Annotated in this window: 27 protein-coding genes and 1 other RNA gene; 6 read left to right on the forward strand and 22 right to left on the reverse strand. The window is 37.1% G+C overall.

The genetic code is table 11. The annotated features are described in order from the left end of the window. Positions 1-9: 9 nt before the first annotated feature. The 11 genes from CKJ95_RS01380 to CKJ95_RS01430 all read right to left on the reverse strand — a co-directional run bounded on the left by CKJ95_RS01380 (position 10) and on the right by CKJ95_RS01430 (position 11,944). Entirely contained in the window at positions 10-1,935 is a 1,926-nt protein-coding gene (locus CKJ95_RS01380; protein ID WP_099351627.1) for an ATP-dependent DNA helicase, read from the reverse strand. 147 nt (positions 1,936-2,082) lie between these two features. Next, positions 2,083-2,271 (reverse strand): DUF3921 family protein, encoded by a 189-nt coding sequence (locus tag CKJ95_RS01385; RefSeq protein WP_099351628.1) that lies wholly within the window; start codon positions 2,269-2,271, stop codon positions 2,083-2,085. Between the two features lie 91 nt (positions 2,272-2,362). Next, on the reverse strand, positions 2,363-3,505 hold the full coding sequence (locus CKJ95_RS01390) for a THUMP domain-containing class I SAM-dependent RNA methyltransferase (RefSeq protein ID WP_099351629.1): 1,143 nt from the start codon (positions 3,503-3,505) through the stop codon (positions 2,363-2,365). 171 nt (positions 3,506-3,676) lie between these two features. Further along, positions 3,677-4,072: RNase P RNA component class B (gene rnpB / locus CKJ95_RS01395), an RNA gene on the reverse strand. Positions 4,073-4,230: 158 nt separating this feature from the next. Next, complete coding sequence (gene gpsB / locus CKJ95_RS01400) at positions 4,231-4,530, reverse strand: cell division regulator GpsB (RefSeq protein WP_099351630.1); 300 nt, start codon at positions 4,528-4,530, stop codon at positions 4,231-4,233. A gap of 87 nt (positions 4,531-4,617) precedes the next feature. Next, on the reverse strand, positions 4,618-5,178 hold the full coding sequence (locus CKJ95_RS01405) for a DUF1273 domain-containing protein (RefSeq protein WP_099351631.1): 561 nt from the start codon (positions 5,176-5,178) through the stop codon (positions 4,618-4,620). Between the two features lie 116 nt (positions 5,179-5,294). Next, complete coding sequence (locus CKJ95_RS01410) at positions 5,295-5,531, reverse strand: spore coat protein (RefSeq protein WP_099351632.1); 237 nt, start codon at positions 5,529-5,531, stop codon at positions 5,295-5,297. 376 nt (positions 5,532-5,907) lie between these two features. Continuing rightward, positions 5,908-7,170, reverse strand: coding sequence for a ribonuclease H-like domain-containing protein (locus CKJ95_RS01415; protein WP_099351633.1), 1,263 nt, complete (start codon positions 7,168-7,170; stop codon positions 5,908-5,910). 13 nt (positions 7,171-7,183) lie between these two features. Continuing rightward, positions 7,184-9,466, reverse strand: a complete 2,283-nt coding sequence (locus tag CKJ95_RS01420; protein ID WP_099351634.1) for a DEAD/DEAH box helicase — start codon at positions 9,464-9,466, stop codon at positions 7,184-7,186. 122 nt (positions 9,467-9,588) lie between these two features. Continuing rightward, a complete protein-coding gene (locus CKJ95_RS01425; RefSeq protein ID WP_099351635.1) occupies positions 9,589-11,031 on the reverse strand; it encodes a protein adenylyltransferase SelO in 1,443 nt (480 codons plus the stop codon). A gap of 40 nt (positions 11,032-11,071) precedes the next feature. Further along, positions 11,072-11,944 (reverse strand): TetR/AcrR family transcriptional regulator, encoded by an 873-nt coding sequence (locus CKJ95_RS01430; RefSeq protein ID WP_099351636.1) that lies wholly within the window; start codon positions 11,942-11,944, stop codon positions 11,072-11,074. A 153-nt stretch (positions 11,945-12,097) separates the two neighbouring features. Between CKJ95_RS01430 and CKJ95_RS01435 the strand changes: the two genes are divergently transcribed. After that, complete coding sequence (locus CKJ95_RS01435; protein ID WP_099351637.1) at positions 12,098-13,603, forward strand: MDR family MFS transporter; 1,506 nt, start codon at positions 12,098-12,100, stop codon at positions 13,601-13,603. 111 nt (positions 13,604-13,714) lie between these two features. On the opposite strand, the gene CKJ95_RS01440 is transcribed toward CKJ95_RS01435, so the two are convergent. From CKJ95_RS01440 to CKJ95_RS01470, 7 genes are all read right to left on the reverse strand, one after another. Continuing rightward, the gene (locus tag CKJ95_RS01440) at positions 13,715-13,915 is read right to left on the reverse strand and encodes a cold-shock protein (RefSeq protein WP_099351638.1); all 201 of its coding nucleotides are present in this window, start codon (positions 13,913-13,915) and stop codon (positions 13,715-13,717) included. Positions 13,916-14,046: 131 nt separating this feature from the next. Continuing rightward, on the reverse strand, positions 14,047-14,253 hold the full coding sequence (locus tag CKJ95_RS01445) for a cold-shock protein (protein ID WP_099351639.1): 207 nt from the start codon (positions 14,251-14,253) through the stop codon (positions 14,047-14,049). 376 nt (positions 14,254-14,629) lie between these two features. After that, entirely contained in the window at positions 14,630-15,586 is a 957-nt protein-coding gene (locus tag CKJ95_RS01450; RefSeq protein WP_099351640.1) for an ABC transporter ATP-binding protein, read from the reverse strand. Positions 15,587-15,601: 15 nt separating this feature from the next. Then, entirely contained in the window at positions 15,602-16,600 is a 999-nt protein-coding gene (locus CKJ95_RS01455) for an ABC transporter ATP-binding protein (protein WP_099351641.1), read from the reverse strand. Positions 16,601-16,635: 35 nt separating this feature from the next. Next, positions 16,636-17,565: an ABC transporter permease gene (locus CKJ95_RS01460; RefSeq protein ID WP_099351642.1), complete on the reverse strand. Its 930-nt coding sequence runs from the start codon at positions 17,563-17,565 to the stop codon at positions 16,636-16,638. Further along, entirely contained in the window at positions 17,562-18,491 is a 930-nt protein-coding gene (locus tag CKJ95_RS01465) for an ABC transporter permease (RefSeq protein ID WP_099351643.1), read from the reverse strand. Before CKJ95_RS01465 ends, CKJ95_RS01460 begins: the two co-directional genes overlap by 4 nt. Before the next feature lie 104 nt (positions 18,492-18,595). Then, positions 18,596-20,281, reverse strand: coding sequence for a peptide ABC transporter substrate-binding protein (locus tag CKJ95_RS01470; protein ID WP_099351644.1), 1,686 nt, complete (start codon positions 20,279-20,281; stop codon positions 18,596-18,598). 242 nt (positions 20,282-20,523) lie between these two features. On the opposite strand from CKJ95_RS01470, the gene CKJ95_RS01475 reads away from it, so the two are divergent. From CKJ95_RS01475 to CKJ95_RS23270, 5 genes are all read left to right on the forward strand, one after another. After that, positions 20,524-21,219 carry a Crp/Fnr family transcriptional regulator gene (locus tag CKJ95_RS01475; protein ID WP_099351645.1) on the forward strand — a complete coding sequence of 232 codons (696 nt, stop codon included), beginning with the start codon at positions 20,524-20,526 and terminating at the stop codon, positions 21,217-21,219. 116 nt (positions 21,220-21,335) lie between these two features. Next, positions 21,336-21,815, forward strand: a complete 480-nt coding sequence (locus CKJ95_RS01480) for an Hsp20/alpha crystallin family protein (RefSeq protein ID WP_257215694.1) — start codon at positions 21,336-21,338, stop codon at positions 21,813-21,815. Between the two features lie 66 nt (positions 21,816-21,881). Further along, a complete protein-coding gene (locus CKJ95_RS01485) occupies positions 21,882-22,082 on the forward strand; it encodes a hypothetical protein (protein WP_099351646.1) in 201 nt (66 codons plus the stop codon). Positions 22,083-22,120: 38 nt separating this feature from the next. Next, the gene (locus tag CKJ95_RS01490; protein ID WP_099351647.1) at positions 22,121-22,369 is read left to right on the forward strand and encodes a sigma-G-dependent sporulation-specific acid-soluble spore protein CsgA; all 249 of its coding nucleotides are present in this window, start codon (positions 22,121-22,123) and stop codon (positions 22,367-22,369) included. Between the two features lie 14 nt (positions 22,370-22,383). After that, positions 22,384-22,527 (forward strand): hypothetical protein, encoded by a 144-nt coding sequence (locus CKJ95_RS23270; protein ID WP_180271390.1) that lies wholly within the window; start codon positions 22,384-22,386, stop codon positions 22,525-22,527. Between the two features lie 55 nt (positions 22,528-22,582). Here the strand turns inward: CKJ95_RS23270 and CKJ95_RS01495 are convergent, their stop codons facing one another. The 4 genes from CKJ95_RS01495 to CKJ95_RS01510 all read right to left on the reverse strand — a co-directional run bounded on the left by CKJ95_RS01495 (position 22,583) and on the right by CKJ95_RS01510 (position 25,106). Further along, positions 22,583-22,984 (reverse strand): YppG family protein, encoded by a 402-nt coding sequence (locus tag CKJ95_RS01495; RefSeq protein WP_099351648.1) that lies wholly within the window; start codon positions 22,982-22,984, stop codon positions 22,583-22,585. 105 nt (positions 22,985-23,089) lie between these two features. Next, the gene (locus CKJ95_RS01500; RefSeq protein WP_099351649.1) at positions 23,090-23,458 is read right to left on the reverse strand and encodes a YppE family protein; all 369 of its coding nucleotides are present in this window, start codon (positions 23,456-23,458) and stop codon (positions 23,090-23,092) included. A 29-nt stretch (positions 23,459-23,487) separates the two neighbouring features. Continuing rightward, positions 23,488-23,748 carry a hypothetical protein gene (locus CKJ95_RS01505; RefSeq protein WP_099351650.1) on the reverse strand — a complete coding sequence of 87 codons (261 nt, stop codon included), beginning with the start codon at positions 23,746-23,748 and terminating at the stop codon, positions 23,488-23,490. A 326-nt stretch (positions 23,749-24,074) separates the two neighbouring features. After that, complete coding sequence (locus CKJ95_RS01510) at positions 24,075-25,106, reverse strand: DUF2515 domain-containing protein (protein ID WP_257215695.1); 1,032 nt, start codon at positions 25,104-25,106, stop codon at positions 24,075-24,077. Positions 25,107-25,295: the final 189 nt, after the last annotated feature.

Here is a 25,295-nt window from a genome sequence, read left to right on the forward strand (position 1 = left end):
GTCCTCCTATTAATTTGTTTCTATTGGCAGTACATTTTTTACTTTATTTAAAACCTCGTTAGAAACTTTGTCATCTACAAAAATACTAACCGTACCCGTATCTTCACTTGACCGAATTAGTCGTCCTATTCCTTGTCTTAATCTCAGAAGCATATATGGTAAATCAACTTGCTCAAAGGAATGTTCTGCTCCTTTTCGTTTTGCCTGGAAAACCGGATCATTTGGTGGAAATGGTAATGACCAAATAATGACATTGGATAACGAAGGACCTGGGATATCGAGACCTTCCCATAAAGAAACAGAGCAAAGGATACTTTGTTCATTATTTTGGAACCTAGAAACCAACCCGCTGATTTCTTGATCTCCTTCAAAAAGAAACTCATATTTTTCAGTCTTACAGTTCTCTTTAAATTTCTGAAGTTCTTCTTTTGAATTAAATAAGAGTAATGCCCTACCTTCTGATTTTTCGATTTCATTCGAAGCAAAATCCATTTTCGATTGGAAAATATCCTCGTTAGGATTGAACATAGGTATTTGGATCTTCATCTGATTTTCGTAGTCAAATGGTGATTCCACCGAAAATGATTGATAGTTTTTGATTCCCAGACTGTTAGCAATATAGTCAAAAGATTTATTTTCAGATAATGTTGCAGAAGAAAAGATAAATGGAATCTGTTTCGAAAATACGTTTTCCGCTAAGATGGTTTCAACTGCTTGGGGCATTATGACAAGCGTGTAACTGTCACTGTCTGCCTCAACCCACGTAATTGCATCATTTTCTTCACCAAAAAGTTTTAATGAATATTCCAATTGATCCAAGTATTCATCTACAATATGTAATTCGTATTGGTCAATTGTATAAGTTTCTGCCTCAAAAACAAGGTTATTGCCTATCTCAACAATCATTTGATGCAGTTTCTTAGCGGTGGCAACTAATTGTACTGTCCGCTCGATATCCATTCGCTCAGAGCCTTCAACTGCTTGGCTATTTTCCTGAAGACTTCTGTAAAACTGCTCATTTTGTTCGATTGTATCCTCAATTAATTGTGCAAATTCTTCACGAATATCATTTCCTAATAACCTAGTTAACAGTGATTCTAAAGTTGTTTCTTGGATACGGTAGGTTAATGCTTTTTGTGCAGCGTATTCAAGTAAATGGCCTTCATCAAAGACCACACAGCTGCTATCCGGTAAAAACGGAAGCTGTCCTTCTCTTTTCCGAGCTTCCATTGTCCACACATGCTCCATGTAAAAGTCATGTGAGCAGACGATTAAATCAACAGCCTTTCGATAATGTTCTCTTGAAAGTGTAAGCCCGCAGCGGTGTCTTAACTCGCAAGAAAAGCAGTCCTGAAAACTATCCCATGCGACACTTTTCCATTCTTCATCTGCAAGATCAGGGTATGTCTTTCTGTCTCCATAATGATGGAATGCTTGCATGGTAGAATGATTATGAACAAAATCTGGTAGTTCGTTATAAATGCTCGATATTTTTTCATTGGTTGTGCGACGAGTAGCATGCTCTAATTTTCGAATACATAAATACTGATCCTGTGCTTTTGCGAGTCGAACATCAATATTCAGATCTAATGCGTCCGCTATTTTCGCGATATCCCCTTCAGGCTTAACAAGCTGTTCAATTAAGGACTCATCTGCACATGAGATAATCGCTGGCTTTCTCATATATCGGGCATAACAAATTGCGTATAACAAATAAACAATTGTTTTTCCAGTGCCTACACCGGCTTCTGCAAACACAATTGATTTATCTTTAAACGCCCTCTCTAGTTGAAATGCCATAAAAATTTGCTCATCACGGAGCTCAAAGTCTTTTTCAGGAAGGATGTCATAAAAAACATCGCCAATCCACTCATTTAATTTATCAAAGAAATTTTCATTTCTGGAAATTTGAAAGGGTAACCCTTCTCCAATCATATGTAAAAACCCCCAATACCAAGGTACGCGCCAATTTTTAATTATCTACTAGTAAATGTGGGAAGTCAATATTTTAAATAGTACATGACGTCTAGAACTAGCAAAATTAAAAAATAAAAACCCGCCGTAGCGAGTTTTATTTTAGTTCTATTCATTCTTATATCGTAAATAATCAACATCTATTGAAGTAGAATGAGACATGGCATGTAGAAGGTCGTTTTTTGCTTTAGCAATGGATTTAAGTGGATCCAGCTCTTCACCGACCTCATTTTGAAGTGCCCGATATGTATCATTCAGCGCATCTTGGATTTTCTTAAAGTCTATATAATTCATCATTGATTCACTCCTGGAAATTTTGTTGACACCAATAGAGTATATGTCCTTCGGAATGGAACTATTCATGAATTACTAGAAAAAAAGAAAATTTTTATTGATTCCTTGGTGGTCTCTTACCCCAATACTGATAATAGTCTGTGCGAATAAACCCGTTAAACAATTTACGTTTTTTTGTTGCAGGCTTACCATATAATTGCTCAAACTCCGGATGTGACGTTAACATATAGACTGACCAGGTATCATAAGTGCGAAGTACTTCTCCCATACTGCGATACATTTCTTCAACAGCTTTCTTTTCACCAAGTCTTTCTCCATAAGGTGGATTTCCGACAATCACACCGTATTCTTTAGTTGTTGTAAAATCCTTAACCTGCATTTGTTTAAAGTTGATGATATCTCCGAAACCAGCTTCATCTGAATTATCCTTAGCAATCTGAATCATTCGATGGTCGATATCAAATCCACTAATATCCAGAGGCTGATTATATTTTGCTAAGTCCTCTACCTCTTGTCGTGCTTCATCCCATTTCTTTTTTCCAATCCAATCCCACTCTTCAGATACAAAATCTCGGTTAAAACCAGGAGCAATGTTTTGGCCGATTAAGGCAGCCTCAATCGGAATCGTTCCTGAGCCGCAAAATGGATCAACAAAAGGCTTATCTGGTGTCCAATTTGTTAGCTTGACTAATGTCGCTGCGAGCGTTTCTTTTAATGGCGCTTCCCCTTGTCCAGCTCGGTAACCGCGTTTATGGAGTCCGACTCCACTACAATCGATTGTTAAAGTCACAACATCTTTTAGTAAAGCAACCTCAATCCGAAATAATGGTCCATTTTCCTCAAACCAGCCAGATGTTTTACGATAATGCTTTTTAAGACTATCAACAACTGCTTTTTTAACAATACTTTGGCAATCAGAGACACTAAAGAGCTTTGACTTTACTGATTTTCCTATAACAGGAAATTCAGCATTTTCTGGAATAATGTCCCCCCAATTAAGGGCTTTGGTCTTTTCAAATAATTCATCAAAGGTTGTGGCTTTGAATTCTCCCACCTTTAGCTTAATACGATCTGCTGTTCTAAGCCATAAATTACTTCGACATATGGCTTGTTCATCGGCGACGAATGTAATTTTGCCGTTTTCAACGGTACATTCATAGCCTAAATCCCGCACTTCCTTGGCAACGATTGATTCAATTCCCATTGCCGCCGTTGCAATAAGTGTTACTTTTCCCATTACGTTCACCCTAACTATGTACATTATGTATAGTAAAAGAATAAAGAAACTCACAGAGTAAAGCAAGAAATGCTATTAAATATCGTCAAAAAAGTACGAAAGCATACAAAAAGCTCTTCAATTATGAAGAGCTTTACTTCTTTATTCATATTGATCGTTTAATTAATAACGTTCTGTAAGCCATGTTTTGTTCCTTCGTACTTCAGTCGGCAAAACGAATGCCTCGTACTCCGGTGGTAATCATCTATCTACAGACGTCAGGACGCCTGTCCTTCTCCTTGTTCATTTCCAAAAGAGAAAGTGCCCCTACCATAATTTGGGTTTCTCGCTCGTGGGGTTTACCTCGTTCCACTCCGGTAATTTCTTACAGGACTTCGTCACTGTGGCACTTTAAAGGTAGTCAAACCATATCCTAATGGACTTAGGTTTTTTCCCTGCCGTTAGCAAAGTTCAACACTTTAGCTACCCTAGCTTATTTTTTCGCTAGGCACGAACACTACGGACATCTCAGTCCGTGCGAGCATGGACTTTCCTCTGCAGGTTACCCTGCAGCGATTACCCGAACGTTATTAATGTGTGTAAAAAATAGTATAGTGGAAAAACATTAAGATTGCAAGTAATTACACACTGGAAAATTTTTCCTCGCTCATGTTGTCAATTAAGGAACAAAGACTAAGTACGCCACGTCCTGCGGCAACGTCTTTGTGACCCACATCGTGTGGGCCTCAGTCGTATAACTTACTACCAAAAACATGTTTTTCAAGGTTGGATAACCGTTTTAAAATATCAAAATTAGTTGTTCCAGTTTGTGCCTGTGGCTGTTTCTTATAAGAATCCTCTAATTGACGTTTTAAGCGGAGATTCTCTTGTTGAAGTTCTTCGATTTCTTGGTAAAACATTTCATAGTCCTTAATGATTACATCTAAAAATTTATCAACTTCTTCTTGTTTATAGCCTTTCATGCCTGTTTTAAATTCTTTTTCAAGTATTTGTGTCGCACTTAGTTTTATTTTATCTGATATCATATCATTCACCTCGATACACTTTCCCCATTATTCCTACACCTATTTTTTCAAATAATTCGTGTATTGTCAATTTAAATGGTGTAACCATTAGTAGTCATTGTTCGCGAATTGTTCTTCCTCAACGATTGCCTGAAGATCATAGGCATTTATTGTAATAAGCTGGTAGTCTTCATTTTCGGATTTCTTTTTCGCGTCTGCATAGATATAACGAGGACTTCCATCCTTTTCCTCGTCATAGAAAATTAATAACGCATCGCTTTTATCTAGAAAAAAAGCATTCTTCAGGCGGAATTGTGATGGATTATCATATTTTCGATTTGTTATGCTGTTTACATAGTCGGCTTGCGACAAAATAAGCTGATAGAATTCTTTGTTTGTCTCATTCCATTTTTCTTCTTGTTCTAGAAATGGAGTAATGACAGCAAGCCTTAGTTCAGGATATTCCTCTTGAAGCTCGAATGTAATTTCTGCTGCCCAAAGCTCGACACCAAGTTGTCCGCTTATAATGACCCATTCTAATCCGTCTTCAATTAAATGGATCAGTTGCTTCTTAAGGGCTAGTTTAATATATTTGATTCCCGGATGATCCTGTCCAAAAATCCCAAGTTCAAATGGTTTATAGCCTGTAATTGCAACAACCTTTACCATGACAACACTCCTTACATCGAATAATTTCCTTGAAGTATGTAAAACAGGAACCATGACAGTTCCTGTTAGATCGTCTTATTATACGTTACATTTTTAGATTGCGTTTTATTTTTCAATTATCTTCCCATAAACGGTCCTGGTGGTCTTGCTCCACAATTAAAGTGCTGATTTGATACTTCATTCGCAACTGATTCAGTGTGTGGGTAGTAATGCATATGTTGATACATATGGTGGTTAATGTGTTGCGTATGTGAAGGATGAATATGTGGAACAATTGTTGTAAAGCAATGATGCTGAACACAGCATTTTGTTGGGTGTACGATAGGTTGCATTACGCGTGGTCTACCATTCATTTTTTTATCTCCTTTCCTTCATCTGTCTTACATTAATAGCCTATGAAGGAATGGATAGTCATGTACTAATCAAAACACCTATTTTTAGTAGAAGTTTTCTAAAGCCGCGTCTTATTAGAAAAAGGCATATGAGCCTTCTTTTATTCCAGTTAATACAATTACAGTTATTACAAGTACAAAAAAGTACAGAAATAAAATTTTCTTATACATACATTTCTCTCTCCATCTAAAATAATATTTCCTTTACACAAAACACTATTTTACATGGTATTACAAAGTTCTACAATGACAAATGAAGGAAGTTTGCAAATCTTCATAAAATCGACAAACAAAGCGCGAAAAACCACTAATTTTGCGCTTACCTGGGTAATATTTTCTAACTTTTTTGAAGTTTCCTGGTTATTCTTGCAAGTCGTTTTTGAAATTCATTTTCAATCTTTTCATTTTTTGTCTTATTACCTGGATCCTTGATTTCTTTCCATTTCACATATCCACTATTTGCAAAATCCAATGCGATATTATAATCCCTCAAGTAATGTTCATAATATTTCGCCAACTCTACACTAGCTAGAACAGAATCATGCTCTGCCCCATTTTCATGTACCTCACCAAATAGCTTTATTGCCTCTTCATGTTTTTTTTCCTTTTTAGATAAAAACGCTAACGCAAGCTTTGCCTTCATTTCTTTCTCTGAGTCCACATCAACAACCTGCTTATATAGTTCCTGAGCCTTGGAGGTTTCCCCAAGTGCCTCTAACCATCTCGCAACTTCGTATTTATCGGCCGTATATTTATTCTTTTCGTCAAGCATAACAGCACCAGATAAGTGAATATAAAGGGTTAGTAGCGATAGAATATCGATTTCATTATGGCGCATCACTCCAAAAATTCCATCTGGTACTTGATTTTCGACAAAATCAAAATAAAGAATCGGTGCTAAATAACCTGGTACGTCCCCATCACGCTGAATTTCAAGAATTTCTTTTTCGACATTTGAAAGTCTTACAGATTCGAGTTTGTTCTTCCATAATCTTCTTGCAGCATGGTACAAATCAAAATGCCCAAATTCTGGAAGTTTGGGTAGGGCATCTCGAATTAATGTATGCCTTGTTTTCACCTGTGGCCAATCGAATGATTTTCCGTTATATGTCACAAGGGTTGTGTAGTCAACACTTGAAAGAAAACTTTGGTAAAGAGCAACCTCGCTACCCGGATTCGGTAAAAAATGCTGGGTGAGAACAACGCGATCTTTCTGAACTCTTGCGTGTCCTAATAAAAAGATAGTGTTCCCAGTCCCCCCACCTAATCCTGTTGTTTCAGTGTCAAAGAAAAACAAATCAGAAACTTGATGTCCTTTTGCAGACAGAGGATGGTTCAATACAGAATTATTCCACAGCTCAATTACATCGTTTAATTTAGTAAAAGAATACAAGCCATGCTGAAAATCCAGTGGATACTCAACTTTACGAACCATACAATAGGTACCATCAAAATAAAAAGGTTCCGCTCCAAACTCTTTCCACTTATCTAAATAAGGAATTTCCTCCAAATGAACAGACGGCTCTACTGGCTTTTGTTTAACCCCTTCTTCTTTGACAATATGATTTTTTAATCGATTTAATTTCCTTTTAATCGACATAATCGAGTCCCCTTTAATGTTTTGAACCTTGTTTTAACTTTGTAATTAATGTAAGTGCATCACCTTTTGCTCGTTCATTTAGCACATCCGTACCAATACAAGAAGGACAGCCTGATTCACATGAACATCTACCAATTAATTCTTCAGATTGATTGAGGAGGTTTTCCATAACCTCATAAACTTTTTCACTCAAGCCAATTCCGCCTGGATATCTGTCATATAAAAAGATTGTCGGCTGCTCATTGTGAACAGCTTTCACTTGAGGAACAACATGTAAGTCTGATGGGTCACACATGGTCATTAATGGGGCAACATGTCTTAAGACATTGGCGACACCAACTAATCCTTCTTCGATCCTTTGTTCACTTATCCCCTCAAGCTCTGATTTTTTCAAGCTAATCCATGCTGAAGACGTATGGAGTTCCTCTTCGGGTAAATGAATCGGTCCAGAACCGATATTTTCATGAGTTTCAAATTTTATCTTCTTAAAAATCGTCGCCATAGCCTGGACGGAAACATCTCCATATCCGATTTCTACAGATTCCTTCGACCGTTCCTTATCAACCTCTAAAACACGAAGACTTACAGCTAGGTTTGCATCTGTAAAATAATCAACATCTACTTCTCTTACAAATGCTTTCTTTTCTTCCCAATCCAGCTTTTCAACCTGGTATTGAACACCTTGATGCAAATAAATAGCTTCATCATGAAGTAATGTCATTGCACTAAATCGGTCCATTTCACCAATAACCTTGACAGCAGCTATATCGTTTTGATCAATTATGACAACATTCTCCTGGGAAGCAGAACGAAGGCTAATATTGTGGGCCGGAAATGAATCATTCATCCAATACCATTTCTCACCATTCTGATGAAGAACTCTTTCTTCGGTTAGAAACTCTAGGATATCTTCCAGATCAAGTTCACCGAATGTATCACCTGCTTTAAACGGCAATTCATAGGCAGCACACTTAATATGGTCAATTAAAATCACAAGATTATTAGGATTAATTCGGGCTGTTTCAGGATTTCTACTAAAAAAGTATTCTGGGTTTTGAATCATGTATTGGTCCAGAGGATTGGAGCTAGCCACCATAAATATTACCGCTTCTCCTTGTCGACGACCAGCACGACCTGCTTGTTGCCACGCACTCGCGATTGTTCCAGGGTAGCCTGTCATAATACAAACTTGAAGCTGTCCAATATCCACACCTAATTCGAGCGCATTTGTACTGATAACTCCGTAGATATCACCATTACGAAGACCTTGTTCAATTTCACGCCGTTGCTTCGGTAAATAGCCTCCACGATAGCCACGGATCGCTTTTGGTCCAAGCTTATGTTTAACTAGTTCCTGTAAATACGTTAGGATAATTTCTACCCTCACCCTGCTTCGTGCAAAAACGATGGTTTGAATTTTATTTTGTAAAAATTCACTGGCTAATTTTCGCACCTCAAGTGTCGCACTTCTCCGTATATTGAGTGGCTTATTGACAATTGGTGGGTTGTAAAAAACAAAATGCTTTCTTCCAGTTGGGGCACCATTGTTTTCTATTAACTCCATTTGGGTACCCGTCAGATCTTCGGCGAGTTCTTTTGGATTGGCAATAGTCGCTGAAGTACACATAAAAATTGGACTGCTACCGTAAAATTCACAGATCCGTTTTAACCGTCTGATTACATTAGCAACATGGCTTCCGAAAACTCCACGGTATGTATGTAGTTCATCAATAACGACATATTTCAGATTTTCGAACAATGAAACCCATTTTGTGTGATGTGGGAGAATCGCAGAATGCAGCATATCCGGATTTGTAATGACAATATGACCTGCTTTTCTAACTTTCTGGCGGATATTTGCTGGTGTGTCACCATCATATGTATAACTATTAATTGCAACTCCCATTTCTTCGATAATTTCATTTAATTCACTTTTTTGGTCCTGTGCTAAAGCTTTAGTAGGAAACAAATAAAGTGCACGTGCCTGATCGTTTTCAACAATCGATTGTAATACAGGAAGATTATAACAAAGTGTTTTTCCTGATGCTGTAGGAGTTACGGCGACAAAACTTCCACCTTTTCGTGTTATATCAAAGGCAGAATGTTGATGGGTATATAGCTGATGTATGCCTCTTTTGTCCAATGCTTCTCGTAATCTATTATCTATGGCTCTCGGCATGTCCATTGTTTTAGCGGACGTAGCCTCAATAGTATGCCAGTGTACAATATTTTTCGCGTATTGCGGGTTTTCTTTTATTAGATCTATTATTTCATGGATATTTTTTCGAAACTTCATAATCAATCACCTCAGGGATATCTATCTCCTATTGTACAGAATAAACGTTCGTTTTTGAAGTTATTCCTACTGGTATATTTAAGCATACAAAAAAGCACACCTAAATTGGCGTGCTCTTTAAATCAAGTTCCACAAAATGTTTGATATGACCTGTTTGTTGGCTCAGGTGGTTTTGCGTATTCAGCTTGGTCCGGGGAGTGCGCAAAAGGATTTTTTAATACCTTTAACAGTTTACCCATGACATTATAATCACCTTCTGCAGCTGCTTCCAACGCTTCTTCAACACGGTGGTTTCTTGGTATGATAGCAGGATTCGATGTTTTCATTAATTCTTTTATTTCAACCTCTGATTTCTCTTGTCTAGACTGTCTTTCCTTCCATTTATGCTGCCAGCTTTTAAATTTCGCTGTGTTACATATCTCAATGCTATCAAGCTTATCGAAGGTTAACGCTACAAATGTATTCGTGTAATCTAGTTGGTTTGAATTCATCAGTTCCAATAGGTTTTCAATAAGACTCTTATCTTCCGCCTCTTCATTGAACAAGCCAAGCTTTGCTCTCATCCCGTTTAACCAATTTTCTTCATAAATCCCGATGTATTTTGACATTTCATCCTGCGCTAATTGAAGTGCCTTTTCTTCATTTTCATCTAATATAGGCAATAAGCTTTCTGCAAATCTGGCTAAATTCCAGCCACCGATATATGGCTGTTTACCATATGCATAACGACCGCCCGTGTCGATTGAACTAAAAACAGTGGCTGGATCATAGGTATCCATAAATGCACATGGTCCATAATCGATGCTTTCCCCACTTATCGTCATATTATCAGTGTTCATAACCCCATGGATAAAACCGACCAATTGCCATTTTGAAATCAAAGCAGCTTGGCGATTAATCATCTCTCGTAGTAAAGCAAGGTACCGGTCTTCCTCATCTTTAATCTCAGGATAATGTCGTTCTATCGTATAATCTGCTAACAATCTCAGTTCTTCGATTTTCCCAAGTCCTGCAATAAATTGAAACGTACCAACACGAATATGACTTGAGGCAACGCGTGTAAGAATCGCACCAGGTAGAACTGTCTCTCGATAAACCGGTTCTCCTGTCGTAACTACAGCTAAGCTTCGGGTAGTGGGAATCCCTAATCCATGCATTGCTTCACTTATAATATATTCACGAAGCATTGGCCCAATTGCAGCCCGACCATCACCACCGCGTGAATAAGGTGTACGACCTGCACCTTTTAACTGAATATCAAATCGTTTTCCATCTGGAGTCATCTGTTCACCGAGCAACACCGCACGGCCATCACCAAGCATTGTAAAATGACCAAATTGATGACCAGCATAGCTTTGCGCAATAGGCTCAGCCCCCTCGGGAATCTTATTCCCAGCAAAGACCTCTACCCCTTCTTTCTGCAAAGTATTTACATCTAACCCAAGGAAGTCGGCTAAATTCTTATTTAAGTTCACTAGTTCTGGTTCACGTACAGGAGTAGGATCTGTTTTTGAATACAATTCCTTTGGTAAACGTACATAACTATTGTCAAAATTCCAACCCATTTTATTTTTTGTAATCTTGAACACCCCTTTGTATTTTTTATTAATGCATCCTTAAGTAATACCAAAGAAAATTTGTGAAAGTATTTACTTCATGTTCAATATCTGTTTGTACGAAAGACAGTTGAAATGGTTTTATCAATGGCTGAAGCACACTTTTTCGAATTCGTTCCCGCTTTAATTCTGACACAATCGCACTATATAAATCTCGCTGGTCTGTTGAAAAAATTACGTCCTTCTCTATATTCTTTGCTAAATCCAAAAGTTCCTGTAAGTTTAGTACCTTTCGATCAATTCTCGCTTGTAAAAAATCAAGAGACGACGAGTCAAGCAAAGTACTACCACTTTTGACCATAATTGGGATTATTGCCTCCAAATAGGTTAACAGCACCTCTACCGTCTCTGGCATTGGTTGCGTACTATTCGTCATCTTCATTGTAAATGAGATGTAATGCATCATCCCATAAAAAAGAATCGAAAGTTCAAACCCATATTGACTTATTTCATCCCCATACACATCAACAAATCGTCCTGCTAGCCATTCCAACTCATGAATCCGATGATGCATCACAAGTTTTTTCAGTTCTACTTCATTTGAGTTTAAAATCGCCTCAAAAATGGTATTCAGGTTACGCTCTCTATTTAATTTGGTTAGTATCGAAATTTGTTCAACTAAAACACTACGGTCAGTTTCATCTTTCCCAACCTGCAATTCCATACGAATTTGGCTGGCATCATAACGCAATCCTTCTAATATTTCAGCAATACAGTCATTTTTATTCGAGAAATAATTATAAAATGTACCTTTTGAAATATTGGCTTGTTCAATGATATCTTGTATCGATGTTTGTTGAAATCCTTTCTCTACAAATAATTTCAAAGCAACGTCAGCCACTTTTCTCCTACGTTTATTCATACATCCTCCAACCGTTTCCTGTATATTCCAAGTAAACATTTTATTTACTACTACTAGCATATTATACCTTAAGTATAAATATATTGCATAAATTGAACTGATGGTATAAAATCATCAAGTAAATATTTTACGAACGGATCGAGGGGAAGATGAATGGAGACTACTTTACAACAAAAAAAACCACCATATTTAATGTTAGCTGTATTATTTATTGGGGCTTTTGTTTCTTTTTTAAATAATTCATTATTAAATGTTGCATTACCATCCATTATGATTGATTTAAATATCGAAAATTATTCTACTGTACAATGGCTTGCAACTGGATATATGTTGGTTAGCGGTGTTTTAATTCCTGCTTCAGCATATTTAATCACACGTTTTTCAAACCGTAGCTTATTTATTACATCAATGGTTATTTTCGCACTTGGTACGGCTATGGCAGCATTTGCACCTAATTTTGGAGTATTACTTGCTGGTCGTATGGTTCAAGCAGCTGGATCTTCAGTTATGGGACCACTGTTAATGAACATCATGCTTGTTAGTTTCCCAGTTGAAAAACGCGGTACGGCAATGGGCGTTTTTGGATTAGTTATGATAACTGCACCTGCAATTGGACCTACCTTATCAGGTTATATTGTAGAGCATTACGATTGGCGCGTATTGTTTGAAATGATTTTACCTCTTGCAGTAATCAGCTTAGTCCTTGCTGTTTGGAAATCAAAGAATGTGATGGAAGTAAACAAAAATGCAACAATTGACCATTTATCCGTTATTCTATCAACAATCGGTTTTGGAGGATTATTATATGGATTCAGCTCCGCAAGCAACGACGGATGGAGCGATACCCTTGTTCTTTCATCATTAATTATTGGTGGCTTAGCACTTATTATCTTTATTTTACGCCAATTAAAAATAGATGAACCTATTCTTGATTTACGAGCTTATAAATATCCAATGTTTGCACTTGCTTCAATCATCTCCATTGTAAACGCGGTAGCGATGTTCTCAGGGATGATTTTGACACCAGCATATGTACAAAGTGTTCGTGGAATTTCTCCATTTGAATCTGGTTTAATGATGTTACCCGGAGCAATCGTTATGGGAATTATGTCCCCGATTACAGGAAAATTATTTGACAAGTTCGGACCACGTCTTCTTTCAATATGTGGGTTAGTAATTACAGCAGTTTCAACCTATTTATTATCACAATTGCAAATTGATTCTTCATACACCTATATCATCACAACATACACTCTTCGTATGCTTGGAATGTCAATGGTCATGATGCCGATTATGACCAATGGATTAAATCAACTGCCTGCACGTTTTTACCCACACGGAACAGCTATCAACAATACAGCCCAGCAGGTATCTGGTTCTATTGGAACAGCCGTATTGGTAACTGTAATGAATAGCGTGGCCAAGTCTGAAGGCGAAAATCTCATAGCAAATGTAGATCCAACTACATTAACTGAAAGCACTCAAGCTTTAATTGGTCAACAAGCATTACTTGCAGGAATTAATTATTCCTTCCTAGTAGCGTTGGGTATTAATATAGTTGCTTTAATCTTAGCATTGTTTATTAAACGAGTAGATGTTAGCAACAAGGCCGTTCATGGGTCTGAGATTGCAAAACCAGTTAAAGCCGCTACAAATTAATTACTCTCCCCTAACATTAGTTAGGGGTTTTTTCAATTTCAGTGGATTATTAACGACAAAAAAAACAGACTCTATAATAGAGTCTGTTTTGAACGGTTTATGATTGGTTCATTATGCTTTTTGAACATTAGCAGCTTGTGGTCCACGGCTACCTTCTTCGATATCGAACGTAACATCTTGACCTTCTTCTAACGTTTTGAACCCGTCACCTTGGATTGCTGAAAAATGTACGAATACATCGTCTCCACCTTCAACTTCGATAAATCCAAAGCCTTTTTCACTGTTAAACCATTTTACTTTTCCTTGTGCCATTATTGTTTCCTCCTATGTAATGCAACAAAAGTTGTTGCAAGGTAATGCATGAATTATTATGTCCATAGAAAAAACATTTTATAACTAAAAAATTATTTTCTATTTTTTGGTGGAGGAAACAGATAAAATTTTTATGCTAAAAAGCTTTTATTATGGTTGTTGACAACCTGTAATAATCTTGTATTGGTCTCCATCTCTGCTCCACATAATGGACAAGTTGGTTCTTGTGTGCTCTTAAAATTATCTCGTACCCATCCATTACATTCCTCAGCTGTGCATTCCCACACCTTTGTTTCCTCAGTAACAATTTCTTCGACTGGTCTTCTTCCAAAAGCCATTCAAATCATCTCCTTTGTTTTGGTTGGCACGAAACTTATTGCAAAGTATTGTTAAAAAAAGAAAAGCGCATGGCGCCCGCTTATCGGTGACAAGCATAAGACAAGCGCTGACAGAAGGCGTTTTTTGCCTTCCGAAGCGATTTACTTAGACCAGAGAGCCGATGGCGCCAGAAGCTAGACAAAAAAAAACTTATTATAAAAAGTGTTCTTTGTGCGCTTATAAACTGGATAGCGCCACTACGGCTAACTTTGGCTTTAGGGCTTTTTGTTAACGCGAAGCTTCCTTGAGAAACTCCTTATAATAAGCATTACTATTAATTTAACTTAGTTAGTAAATATTATACCACTTTCTACCTATATTTGTAAAACGTGCGTATTAATCATAAAGATGACAGGCTGTGAAATGAGATGGCTTTACTTCCTTCCACTGTGGAACTTCCGTTGAACATCTTTCCATTGCATATTGACATCTTGTTCGAAACACACAACCAGATGGTGGAGATAATGGACTGGGCACTTCTCCTTCGAGCACAATTCGTTCACGTTTCACTACCGGATCAGGAATTGGCACAGCGGATAACAAAGCTTTTGTGTATGGATGGAGTGGTTCATCATAAAGGGACTCACTATCCGTAAACTCAACCATATTTCCTAAATACATCACAAGAATGCGATCTGAAATATATTTGACCATTGATAAATCATGGGCAATAAATAAATAGGTTAAATCCATTTTTTCCTGTAAACTCTTTAACAGATTAACTATTTGCGCCTGAATTGATACATCTAATGCTGAAATTGGTTCATCACAAACAATAAATTTTGGATTCAGAGCCAAGGCCCTGGCAATTCCAATTCGCTGTCTTTGTCCCCCGCTAAACTCATGGGGAAATCGATTAGCATGCTCTGGACGAAGACCTACCAATTCTAAAAGTTCCTTCACACGTTCTTTTCTTTTTTTACCTCTTGCAAAACCGTGGATATCAAGTGGTTCCGCAATAATATCCTCAATTTTCATTCTTGGATTTAGAGATGCATAGGGGTCCTGAAAAATAATTTGAACATCTTTGCGAAGCTCCTTCATTTGTCTTGGATTAAACTTATAAATGTTTTTTCCTTCAAATAGGACTTCTCCTGCTGTTGGTTCAATTAAACGAATAATCGTTTTTCCTGCTGTTGATTTTCCGCAGCCACTTTCCCCTACTAATCCAACTGTTTCCCCTTTATTTATGATTAAATTCAAATCATTAACCGCCTTTAACGGCTTCTTTTGGATCGAGAAGTATTTCTTTACATTTTTTATTTCAAGTAATGCGTTTGATTTCTCAACCACTTTCTTACCTCCTCCCTAGACGTGATTTAGACGATTTTTAGCCATCGGATGATTTAACCAGCATGAGCTGTACTGTGTTGGGCTAACGCCTTCAAAAACTGGTTTATGTTCAGCACAAACTTTCATTGCCATTTCACACCTTGGATAGAATGAGCAACCCTTTGGTGGGTCGAGTAAATCTGGAGGAGTACCAGTTATGGTCGATAGTTTTTCATGCTTATCCATATCGAGACGAGGTACTGATTTTAACAATCCTTTCGTATAAGGATGAGTCGGATTTGAAAAGATTTCCTCGACAAGTCCTGTTTCAACAATTTCCCCTGCATACATCACAACGACCTTACTGCACATTTCCGCTACAACTCCAAGGTCATGGGTGATTAATATAATCGAAGTATTGGTTTGCTCTTGCAAATTCTTCATCAGCCTTAAAATTTGTGCCTGAATGGTCACATCAAGCGCAGTAGTAGGCTCATCAGCAATTAGAAGTTTGGGCTGACAGGCAAGCGCAATGGCAATCATAACCCGCTGTCTCATCCCACCTGAAAATTCATGTGGATATTGATGAATGCGCTTCTCAGGTTGAGGAATGCCCACCATTTCAAGCATGTTTACCGCATTCTCAAGTGCTTCCTTTTTTGAAACCTTTCTATGGCGAATGATACCCTCCGCAATTTGAATCCCAATCCTTGTTGTAGGATTTAACGATGTCATAGGATCCTGAAAAATCATCCCTACTTCATTTCCTCTAATTTTCCCCATCGCTTTTTCTGATTTTCGAACTAAATCATCTCCATTTAAAAGAATAGAGCCATTTTCAATTCTTGCTTGTGGGCTTGGAAGTAGCTTCATAATTGATTTAGCCGTCACACTTTTACCACAGCCCGATTCGCCAACAATGGCAATTGCCTCCCCTTTTTCAACTGAAAATGAAACTCCTCTAACTGCCTTTACTTTTCCTGCACTGGTATCAAACGAAACATGCAAATCATTGATTTCTAGTATGTTTTCCATCTACTTTCCCCCCTCTTCTAATCAATGCAGTTAATCTATTTCCGCAATTTTGGATCGAGTGCATCTCTTAATCCATCTCCGAACACATTAAATGCGAACATTGTCAGTGAGATGAGAAAAGCTGGGAAAAATAGTTGATAGAAATTCCCGATTAAAATACTTCCTAATGCATCATTCGCCATCGTACCCCAACTTGCCTTCGGTGCAGGAATCCCAAGTCCTAAAAAGCTAAGTGTTGCTTCAGCAAATATTGCAGTTGGGACGGTCAATGTCACATTTACTAATATTGGCCCCATCGTATTTGGAATCATATGTCTTCTTAATATCCAAGAGGTTTTTGCTCCCATCGCATTTGCTGCTTGGACGTACTCATATTCCTTGAGTTGAAGTACCTGCCCACGGACAAGCCTCGCCATTGGTATCCAACCCGTAATGGACATTGCAATAATAATTGCCCATAAGCCTCTTTCAAGGACAATCATGACTAAAATGACCATTAGGAGATAGGGAATAGCATAAAGGACTTCTGCGATTCTCATCATAATATTATCGACTCTGCCACCGCGAATACCTGAGATACCTCCATAAATAATCCCCGCTACAAAATCAATTAGAGCAGCCATTAGTCCGATAAATAAAGATATTCGCGCGCCATACCATGCTCGTGTAAACAAATCACGTCCAGATGCATCTGTTCCGAACCAATGCTCAGCATTCGGACGTAGGTTCTTTTTCGTAAAATCCTGCTCATAATACGTATATCCGTTTAAATGGGGACCGATGATGGCCATGACTCCGATGATGATAATGATAATGAGCCCTATTATCGCTAATTTATTTTCCTTTAGGCGATTCCAAACATCGCCCCAATAGGAAATACTAGGCCTTGCGATTTTCTCTGCTTCCGCATATTTCTGTTCAACTGGTGTGAACATATCTTCCGTTAGATTTGGTTGATTTTTCATTTGCTCTCCCCCGTTACCTTAATTCTCGGATCAATCCACGTATAGGCAATGTCAACAATCAGAATGAAAAGAATTAGGATGGCTGAATAAAAAATCGTAGAGCCAAGAATAACAGGGTAATCACGATTAAAAATACTAGTTACAAACATTTCTCCCATGCCTGGGATACCAAATATTTTTTCAATAATAAAACTTCCAGTTACAATATTGGCAATTAAGATACCAACAATTGTAACGACTGGCAATATCGCATTTCGAATCGCATGCTTTAAAATGATCGACCCTTTTTTAAGTCCTTTTGCTTTGGCTGTTAAAATGAAGTCCTGACTCATTACTTCGAGCATGCTTGACCTCATTAACCGCGCAATAAAGGCCATTGGCATCATCGCAAGTGATAGGGACGGCAAAACGGTATGTGACCAAGATTTCCAAGTTGCAACAGGGAACCATCTAAATTCAACCGCCAAATAATTGATGAGAAAGGTTGCAAGAATAAAGTTTGGTACAGAGATTCCAATGATTGCGAGAATCATAGAGGAGTAATCAGGCCACCTATTCCGATAAAGGGCAGCAATGATTCCGAAAAGCAAGCCAAGTGGAATCGCAATTAGCAAGGCCTGTGTTCCTAAATGTAAGGAAACTGGGAAGCCGTTCACGATTAAGTCATTCACTGTTAAGGTTGAAGATTTATAAGAAGGTCCGAAATCAAACTGTAAAATAGAAAGTAAATAAAGACCATATTGTACATGTAAAGGTTTGTCCAAATTATAATAGCTTTGTAGATTATTGTAGACTGCCTCAGGCATTGTTCCCTCTTGGGCAAATGGATTTCCTGGAATACTGTGCATGAGAATAAAAGTTAGTGTGACAATCACCCAAAGGGTTACAACCGCTAGGACAATTCGTTTTCCAATATACTTAAGCATGTTATCCCCCTCTAAAACCTTGATTGCAAGCATTTAAGTAGAGCTTCTACTATAGAAAAATCGGGGTATGCTAAATTTCTAGCATACCTCGATTTACTTGTTACCTAGTTTTTAATATCTGCATAGATGAACTGAGGATAACTATTAATTGGTGTGTAGATACCTGTTACATGTGGTTTCACAGTAAACGGCTTTGTATAGAAATAAATAGGAATAATCGGCATTTCATCCATTAAGATTTTTTCAGCATCATGCATTGCCTTCATCCGTTCTTCTTGATCCATTGTTGTTTTCGCAAGATTGACTAACTTGTCGTACTCGGAATTACTCCAGTTTGCGTCATTATATGGTCCATCTGATACCCAAAGATCCATAAATGTCATTGGGTCTACATAGTCACCTACCCAACCCGCTCTAGAAATCTCATAGTCTCCTGCTTTTTCACGGTCAAGCTTAACCTGGAATTCAACATTCTCTAATGTAATCTCAACACCGAGATTTTTACGCCACATTTCTTGAACAGCTTCAGCTATCATTTTATGCCCTTCAGACGTGTTATAAGTTAACGTTACCGCTGGGAACTTATCGAGTCCTTCTTCAGCCAATCCTTCTTCCATTAACTTCTTCGCCTCTTCAATATTTGCTTCAAATAGCTTACCTGTATTCTCTTGGAAATCCCCTGATACATCAGGAATTCCTGGTGGCACTACTGAATATGCTGGAGTTTGACCACCTTGAGCAACGTGCTCCACAATTGTTTCGCGATCAATTGCCATAGATAACGCTTTTCTAATCTTTGCATTATTGAACGGTTTTTTCTCTGTGTTTAAATTGTAATAATACACAGAAAGATCAGAGCCGATTTCGAACTCAGGATTATTTTCAGCCTTTAACTGACCAATTACATCCTGTGGAAGCGGGTAAACCAGATCCAATTCACCTGATTGATACATTTGCCAAGACGTATTTTCATCGTCAATAATAACAAAATGAACCTCGTCTAAATTGATTTTATCTTTTTCATAATAATTTTCGTTTTTCGCAAGCTTCATGCTTTCTTTATGCTTCCACTCTGTTAATTTAAATGCACCATTTGAAACATAGGATTCTGCTTCCTGGTACCAGTTCGGATTTGCTTCCTGAACAGCTTTATTAATCGGATAATACGTATAGAAAGAGGTTAAGTCTAAGAAATATGGTGTTGGTTGTGCAAGCTTGACTTCTAACGTCGTATCGTCAACTGCTTTGACACCTACTGCAGCTTCAAGTGCTGCTAGATCAGCACCTTCTTCAGCTGAATTATATGCTTCTCCACCCTCTAAATAATAGAGTTGATATGCATATGTAGACGCAGTTTCTGGGTTTAAAGCATATTTCCACGCATACTCAAAATCATGTGCTGTAACAGGGTCACCATTTGACCATTTTGCATCACTTCGAAGTTTGAAAGTCCAAGTTAGTCCATCTTCACTTGGCTCCCAGGACTCTGCCATGCCGGCTACGATCTCACCTTCTGGCGTTTTCTTTGTCAACCCTTCAAATGCATGCTCAAGAATCCATGAATCATGCGTTCCTTGTGCAGTTCCTGGATGCAATGAACCAGGTTCCTCATTATTATTTAAGCGAAGGATCTTTGGTCCTGATGATTCCTGTTCGTTTTCTTTACCTTCCTCACTAGGAGTTGCTGGCTTTTCTGGTTCATTTGTCGTCGTTTCACCACTAAAGCAACCAGATAAAGCTAAAAAGATAGAAAGCAATAATACCAATCCAACTGAAAGCTTCCTTTTCAAAAAAAATGACCCCCTATACTATTTTTTGAAATCATATGATTTCTACATTAAATCTATAAAAAAAATCATCAAAATATTACACAAGGTATAAATTTCTTTTGATTTTATGTGATAAGTACTAGTTTTCCTTTCATACTTTAATACAACGACCTTTTAAGCCGCTAAATAAATCGCAAGTGCTTTACCTGTAATCTAGTAGTTTGGTACACTTAAAGTAATAGTAGAGACATGGAGTGATACAAATGAATCGGATCGAGATAACTGAGGTGTTACAAACGGTACCACTTTTTAAAGAACTAACAAGTAGTGAATTAAATGAAATCGTGAACATTGCCCAATACCGTCAGTATAAAAAGGGCTCCCATGTTTTTATGCAGGACGACCCTTTAGAGAATGTTTATTTTATTTACCAAGGAAAAGTAAAAATATATAAAAATGATGTGAATGGAAAAGAACAAATTGTGACTGTCCAAAAGGATGGAGATATGTTCCCACACGTTGGTTTTTTCAGAAAAGGAAACTATCCTGCTTATGCTCTGGTGCTAGAGAATACAAAGGCTGTGGTTATTTCAATTTCTCATTTTGAAAACGTATTACTACAGCAGCCGCAAGTTAGCATCAAGCTCTTTAGGGTGATGGGTGAGAAAATAGTAGACCTTCAAAATCGACTAGAGGCTCAGATTTTAAATAATACATATGAACAAATTATTAAATTAATCATGCGCCTTTGTAATACAGATGGCCAAGAGACGCCCGATGGCAAAATCATGATTACAACGCAATTCACAAATAAGGATTTAGCCAATATGATCGGAACCACTCGTGAAACAGTCAGCAGAACTTTAACCAAATTAAAGAAAAAAGATATAGTGGAAGTTGATGAAAAAGGGAACATTATGGTTGATTATGAAAGCTTAGAGGAAGAACTATTCATTTAAGTTTTAAAGAACTGAGCCAATTTTAACTCAGTTCTTTTTTCATGCCCAAAATAAAAACATTTTGATTTGAAATGAATATAGTGACAATAGATAATACGTCTAGGAGGAGAAAAAGAATGAAAGACGATATGTCAGATAAACCAAACCCAAAAGGTGAAAATGAAGCATTCGGTCCACTTATGAAATCTATGAATGAGTTCTTTACCCAGCAACCTGTCAAACGACTATTAGATACGATAGACGAATTCTTCGAAAAACCATTCCCGTTCTCAACGATTCCCATTGATATGTATGAAACAGACACAGAGCTTATTATTTCAGCAGACTTACCAGGAGTCAAAAAAGAACAAATCGATATCGAGTACTCAGAAAGGTATATTACGATCACCGTTAACCATGTTGAAGAAATGGAAGAAACCAATGAGAAAAAACATTATTATGTAAAAAAGAATTCTTTCAACAAAGCCAGTCGGACAATTTCGTTACCATACCCCATTCACACAAACCACATTAAAGCATCTTATGTAAATGGTGTCTTAAAAATTCGGATACCTAAACCAAAAAAACGAAAAATCTCCATCGATGAGAGCATGTGAAATTACATGCTCTTTTTTACATACTTTCTTTCGAAGATTAGCATGATATGGCTAGGAGGTGTAATTATGGACAAAAAGGCAGGCAACCAAAATTTACCTGATTTTAAGGAATTAAACGATCGAATTATTGCAGAAGCCAGTGATGAACCGATGCTTGTGATTAAAACGAATCTTGACCCTAAAAATGCAACAGAGGAAAACCCATATTTTAAAGAATCTGAATCAGATAATAAAGAGGAATTTACCTCTTTTTTTGAAGAATCCTAATAGAGGATGTTCAAATAATAATGAAATGGTGATTAATCGTGGATAAAACATTAGGCTATTTAATAGAATCAATTTCAAACTATGGTGATGAGAATAAGACAAGCCGTGCTATTCTTACAAAGATGATAAACGCCCAATACGCTTCTGAAGAAGCATTTGTAAGAGACTTAGATGAGGAAGAAATCGAATTTTTAAACAAAGTTTTACCAGAAGAAATTAATTATGCGATGGACGAAAAGGATTTTACACGTGTTCATCAACTTAATGAAGTATATGAATTGCTTTAGAAAAGGTGGATAAAATGGCAAACGGATTTAGTACGAAGCAGTATTCGAATACAAATGTCGAAGATGTAAAACGATTGAATGCAAATTCTGGATTATCCTATAACGAAGCATTACAGCTAATGGCAAAGCAGTACAATGAACAAAAGAAACCTAAATAAACCTATGTAAAAAAGAAAGCTGAATATGTAACAGCTTTCTTTTATTTATTCGTAGCTACACTTTAAATGTTTTCGTTAAACCTTTAACAATTGAATTAACTTGGTTTACTGCCCCTACCATTTGTCCTGCTGTGTCCATCATTTTATTGATATCATAGGTCCCATCCTTTTTCTTAAATTGATTAAGGACGGCCCCCGCTCCTTTCACTTTCATTTGACCCGTACCATTTGGGTTAGGGATCGGATAAGGATTTGAATATGGAGTCTGATATCCGTTTGGAGAATAACCAGGATAACTGTTCATGTTATTGTGCATATAGCTTGGAGGATTGTATTGATTCCAATTCGATTGGTACCCTCCTCCGTAAAATTGCTGATAAGTAGATTGCCCATAGTAAGGCCACGAAGTTCCATAAGGTCTAGCTGCATATTTGTTCCTTCGAAAATGTTGATACATGTGGAACAAACCTCCTGTGATGTTCTTTTACTATAGATTATGTAGAAGTTGGGTTAGGTGTTCAAAAAAAGATACCATTCTATCAAGGTATCTTTAACGGAGGGTTTATTGTTTTGGTTTTGTAGCCCTTTCCAGGATGTTATCAAGTACAAATTGAATAGATTCATACATATTTTTAAAACGTTTGACTTTTGTATCTTGATAAAAACTTTGGATGGAGATATGTTGGATATTTTCATGCGTAGCATCAATCTGATTAGGATGAAGATTTTTAGGATACTCTTTATTAATCCATGCAATCGCCAAATCTCTCCAACTATCTGCAATTTCCATTGTAGAATCTACAAAAGGTTTAACTTCTTTATAAAAATCCACTTCATAGGATTCACTCGTTTTAACATCCTCTAATCGTTTAAGGGATTGGTCACAGAGATCCTTTACAATATTCGTCTTCGCTAATAATTCCGTATACATTCTTTCACCTCAACATCTATCTTACCGCTTTAATAGCTTAATGTTAAGTGATAAGAATGCTCCTTTTTAGTTTGCATTGATTGTTCTGGGTTTTGACTATGATATGTGTTTTGTAAGGTAATAAGATCATTTTCGAGATTCTTAATATGCTTCAGTTTCTGTTCTTCCCCTTCATTAATACACAAATCTACTTCGGCCTGGATTTGTCTATCAATCGTGTCTAATGAATTAAGCAATTGATCAATATCCCCAAAAACATGTGCTTTCGTCGTAAGTTCACTCTTCAACATATCCATCCTCCTATTCGGTCTTTTTTAGTTAATTCGATACCGAATTTTTTCCTCCTGCACGCTTGACAAAACTAGTTTTTATTCGTCAAAGAAAGCGGAATTCCTCCAACTGCTTTCCCTATTTTCGACAATGGTTTCCTACATTTTAAGAATGTTATCTATGAAAGATGCTCACACTACGAGTAGGAGGTGAAGATTCCATGGCAAAGCAAAATAAGAAGGAAAATAAGCAAGAACGTAATGAAGAGAAAGCACCTGGTTATGGAGACAAAAAACTTGAAGGACCAGATAGACCATCAACATAATATACATACAAAGGCTGACAGTCAGCCTTTGTTTTTTAATAACAATTCTTCTAGTAGGATGCCTGCTTGTACTTGCTTCTGTTTTTTCAGGAACCATTTTGTAAGATCAAATTGGTCTCCTAACTCCACTTCTTCAAACCATTTATCTTTTCTCTCTCCTTTATACCAATCTAATGTCTTGCCTTTATGGTGTTGGATAATTGGGTAGGTAGTTCGTAAAAATGGAGTATTACGAAATCTTCGTTCATCTATATACCTTTCATAATCATATCTAGAACCTGTATGCTCAACGACGTTGGAAAATTGAATAAAAAGTTTATAATAGTCCTTGTGAAATAAAAGGGAAGCAAGCTTTTTACCAAGTTCAATTCTATTATCTAGTTTTGTAAATTTATGAACGGAAAATCCAAATAATCTTCCATCCATTGTTGGAAAAAGGACTGAACTAAAGTGCAGAAAGTCCTGAAGATTATAGAAGAAACTTTGAAAAACCTTCCTTTTTAATAACGGATGTTGGATTACAGGCTTTTGAATGAGATTCTGTTCATTAATGATTTGGGCTGTTACCAAACGCCCCCCATCACCATATCGCCAAAAAAACTCCCATTCTGCCTCGATAAATCGGGATACCGAAAACATTTTAAGCATGTGAAACAAAGGCTTCCCTATTTTTTTCGAATACTCGTAAACCAAGAGTTGTGGAAATGCATCTGAAAAAATGAGCCAGTTCGCCCGTTCATATGTGTCGAATAAAATATTTCTCTCTTTCTTTTTTAGAATTTTCGGGAACCATTCTCCTTCTAAATCCGTCATATTCCAACCAGCATTCCGTGACACTTGACTTGCTAAAAATGACCAACGTATCTCTTTATTTCTTTTATAGTAAGTTGCATAACGCTTCGTCCGCGAAATATTATCAATATTTCCTTTTGCTGTTTTTGATTGAATATCTAAAAGTAATTCTCTTTCTTCAATTGTTAAATGCAGTTCCTTGTTTCTACGAATATCTACCATCATTTCTATATCAAAAATATCTATTTGTTTTTTACTCATTCTTGGCACACCTCTTACGCATAGTGTGTCCATCCTTTAGAGCAACACGCCCCCAAAAGTATATTTTCAGCCGAATAGTATGGTATAGTGAAAAGTAATCCTTCAAGACCTGACCCTAATTGTTACAATTTCTTCAAACTAATTCTGAGAAATTTTTGGTATAATAGGTGTCCTAAGGGGGTATGTGAG

It is taken from the genome of Fredinandcohnia onubensis (genome assembly GCF_002734285.1).
In the GTDB taxonomy this organism is placed as follows: domain Bacteria; phylum Bacillota; class Bacilli; order Bacillales; family Bacillaceae_L; genus Ferdinandcohnia; species Ferdinandcohnia onubensis_A.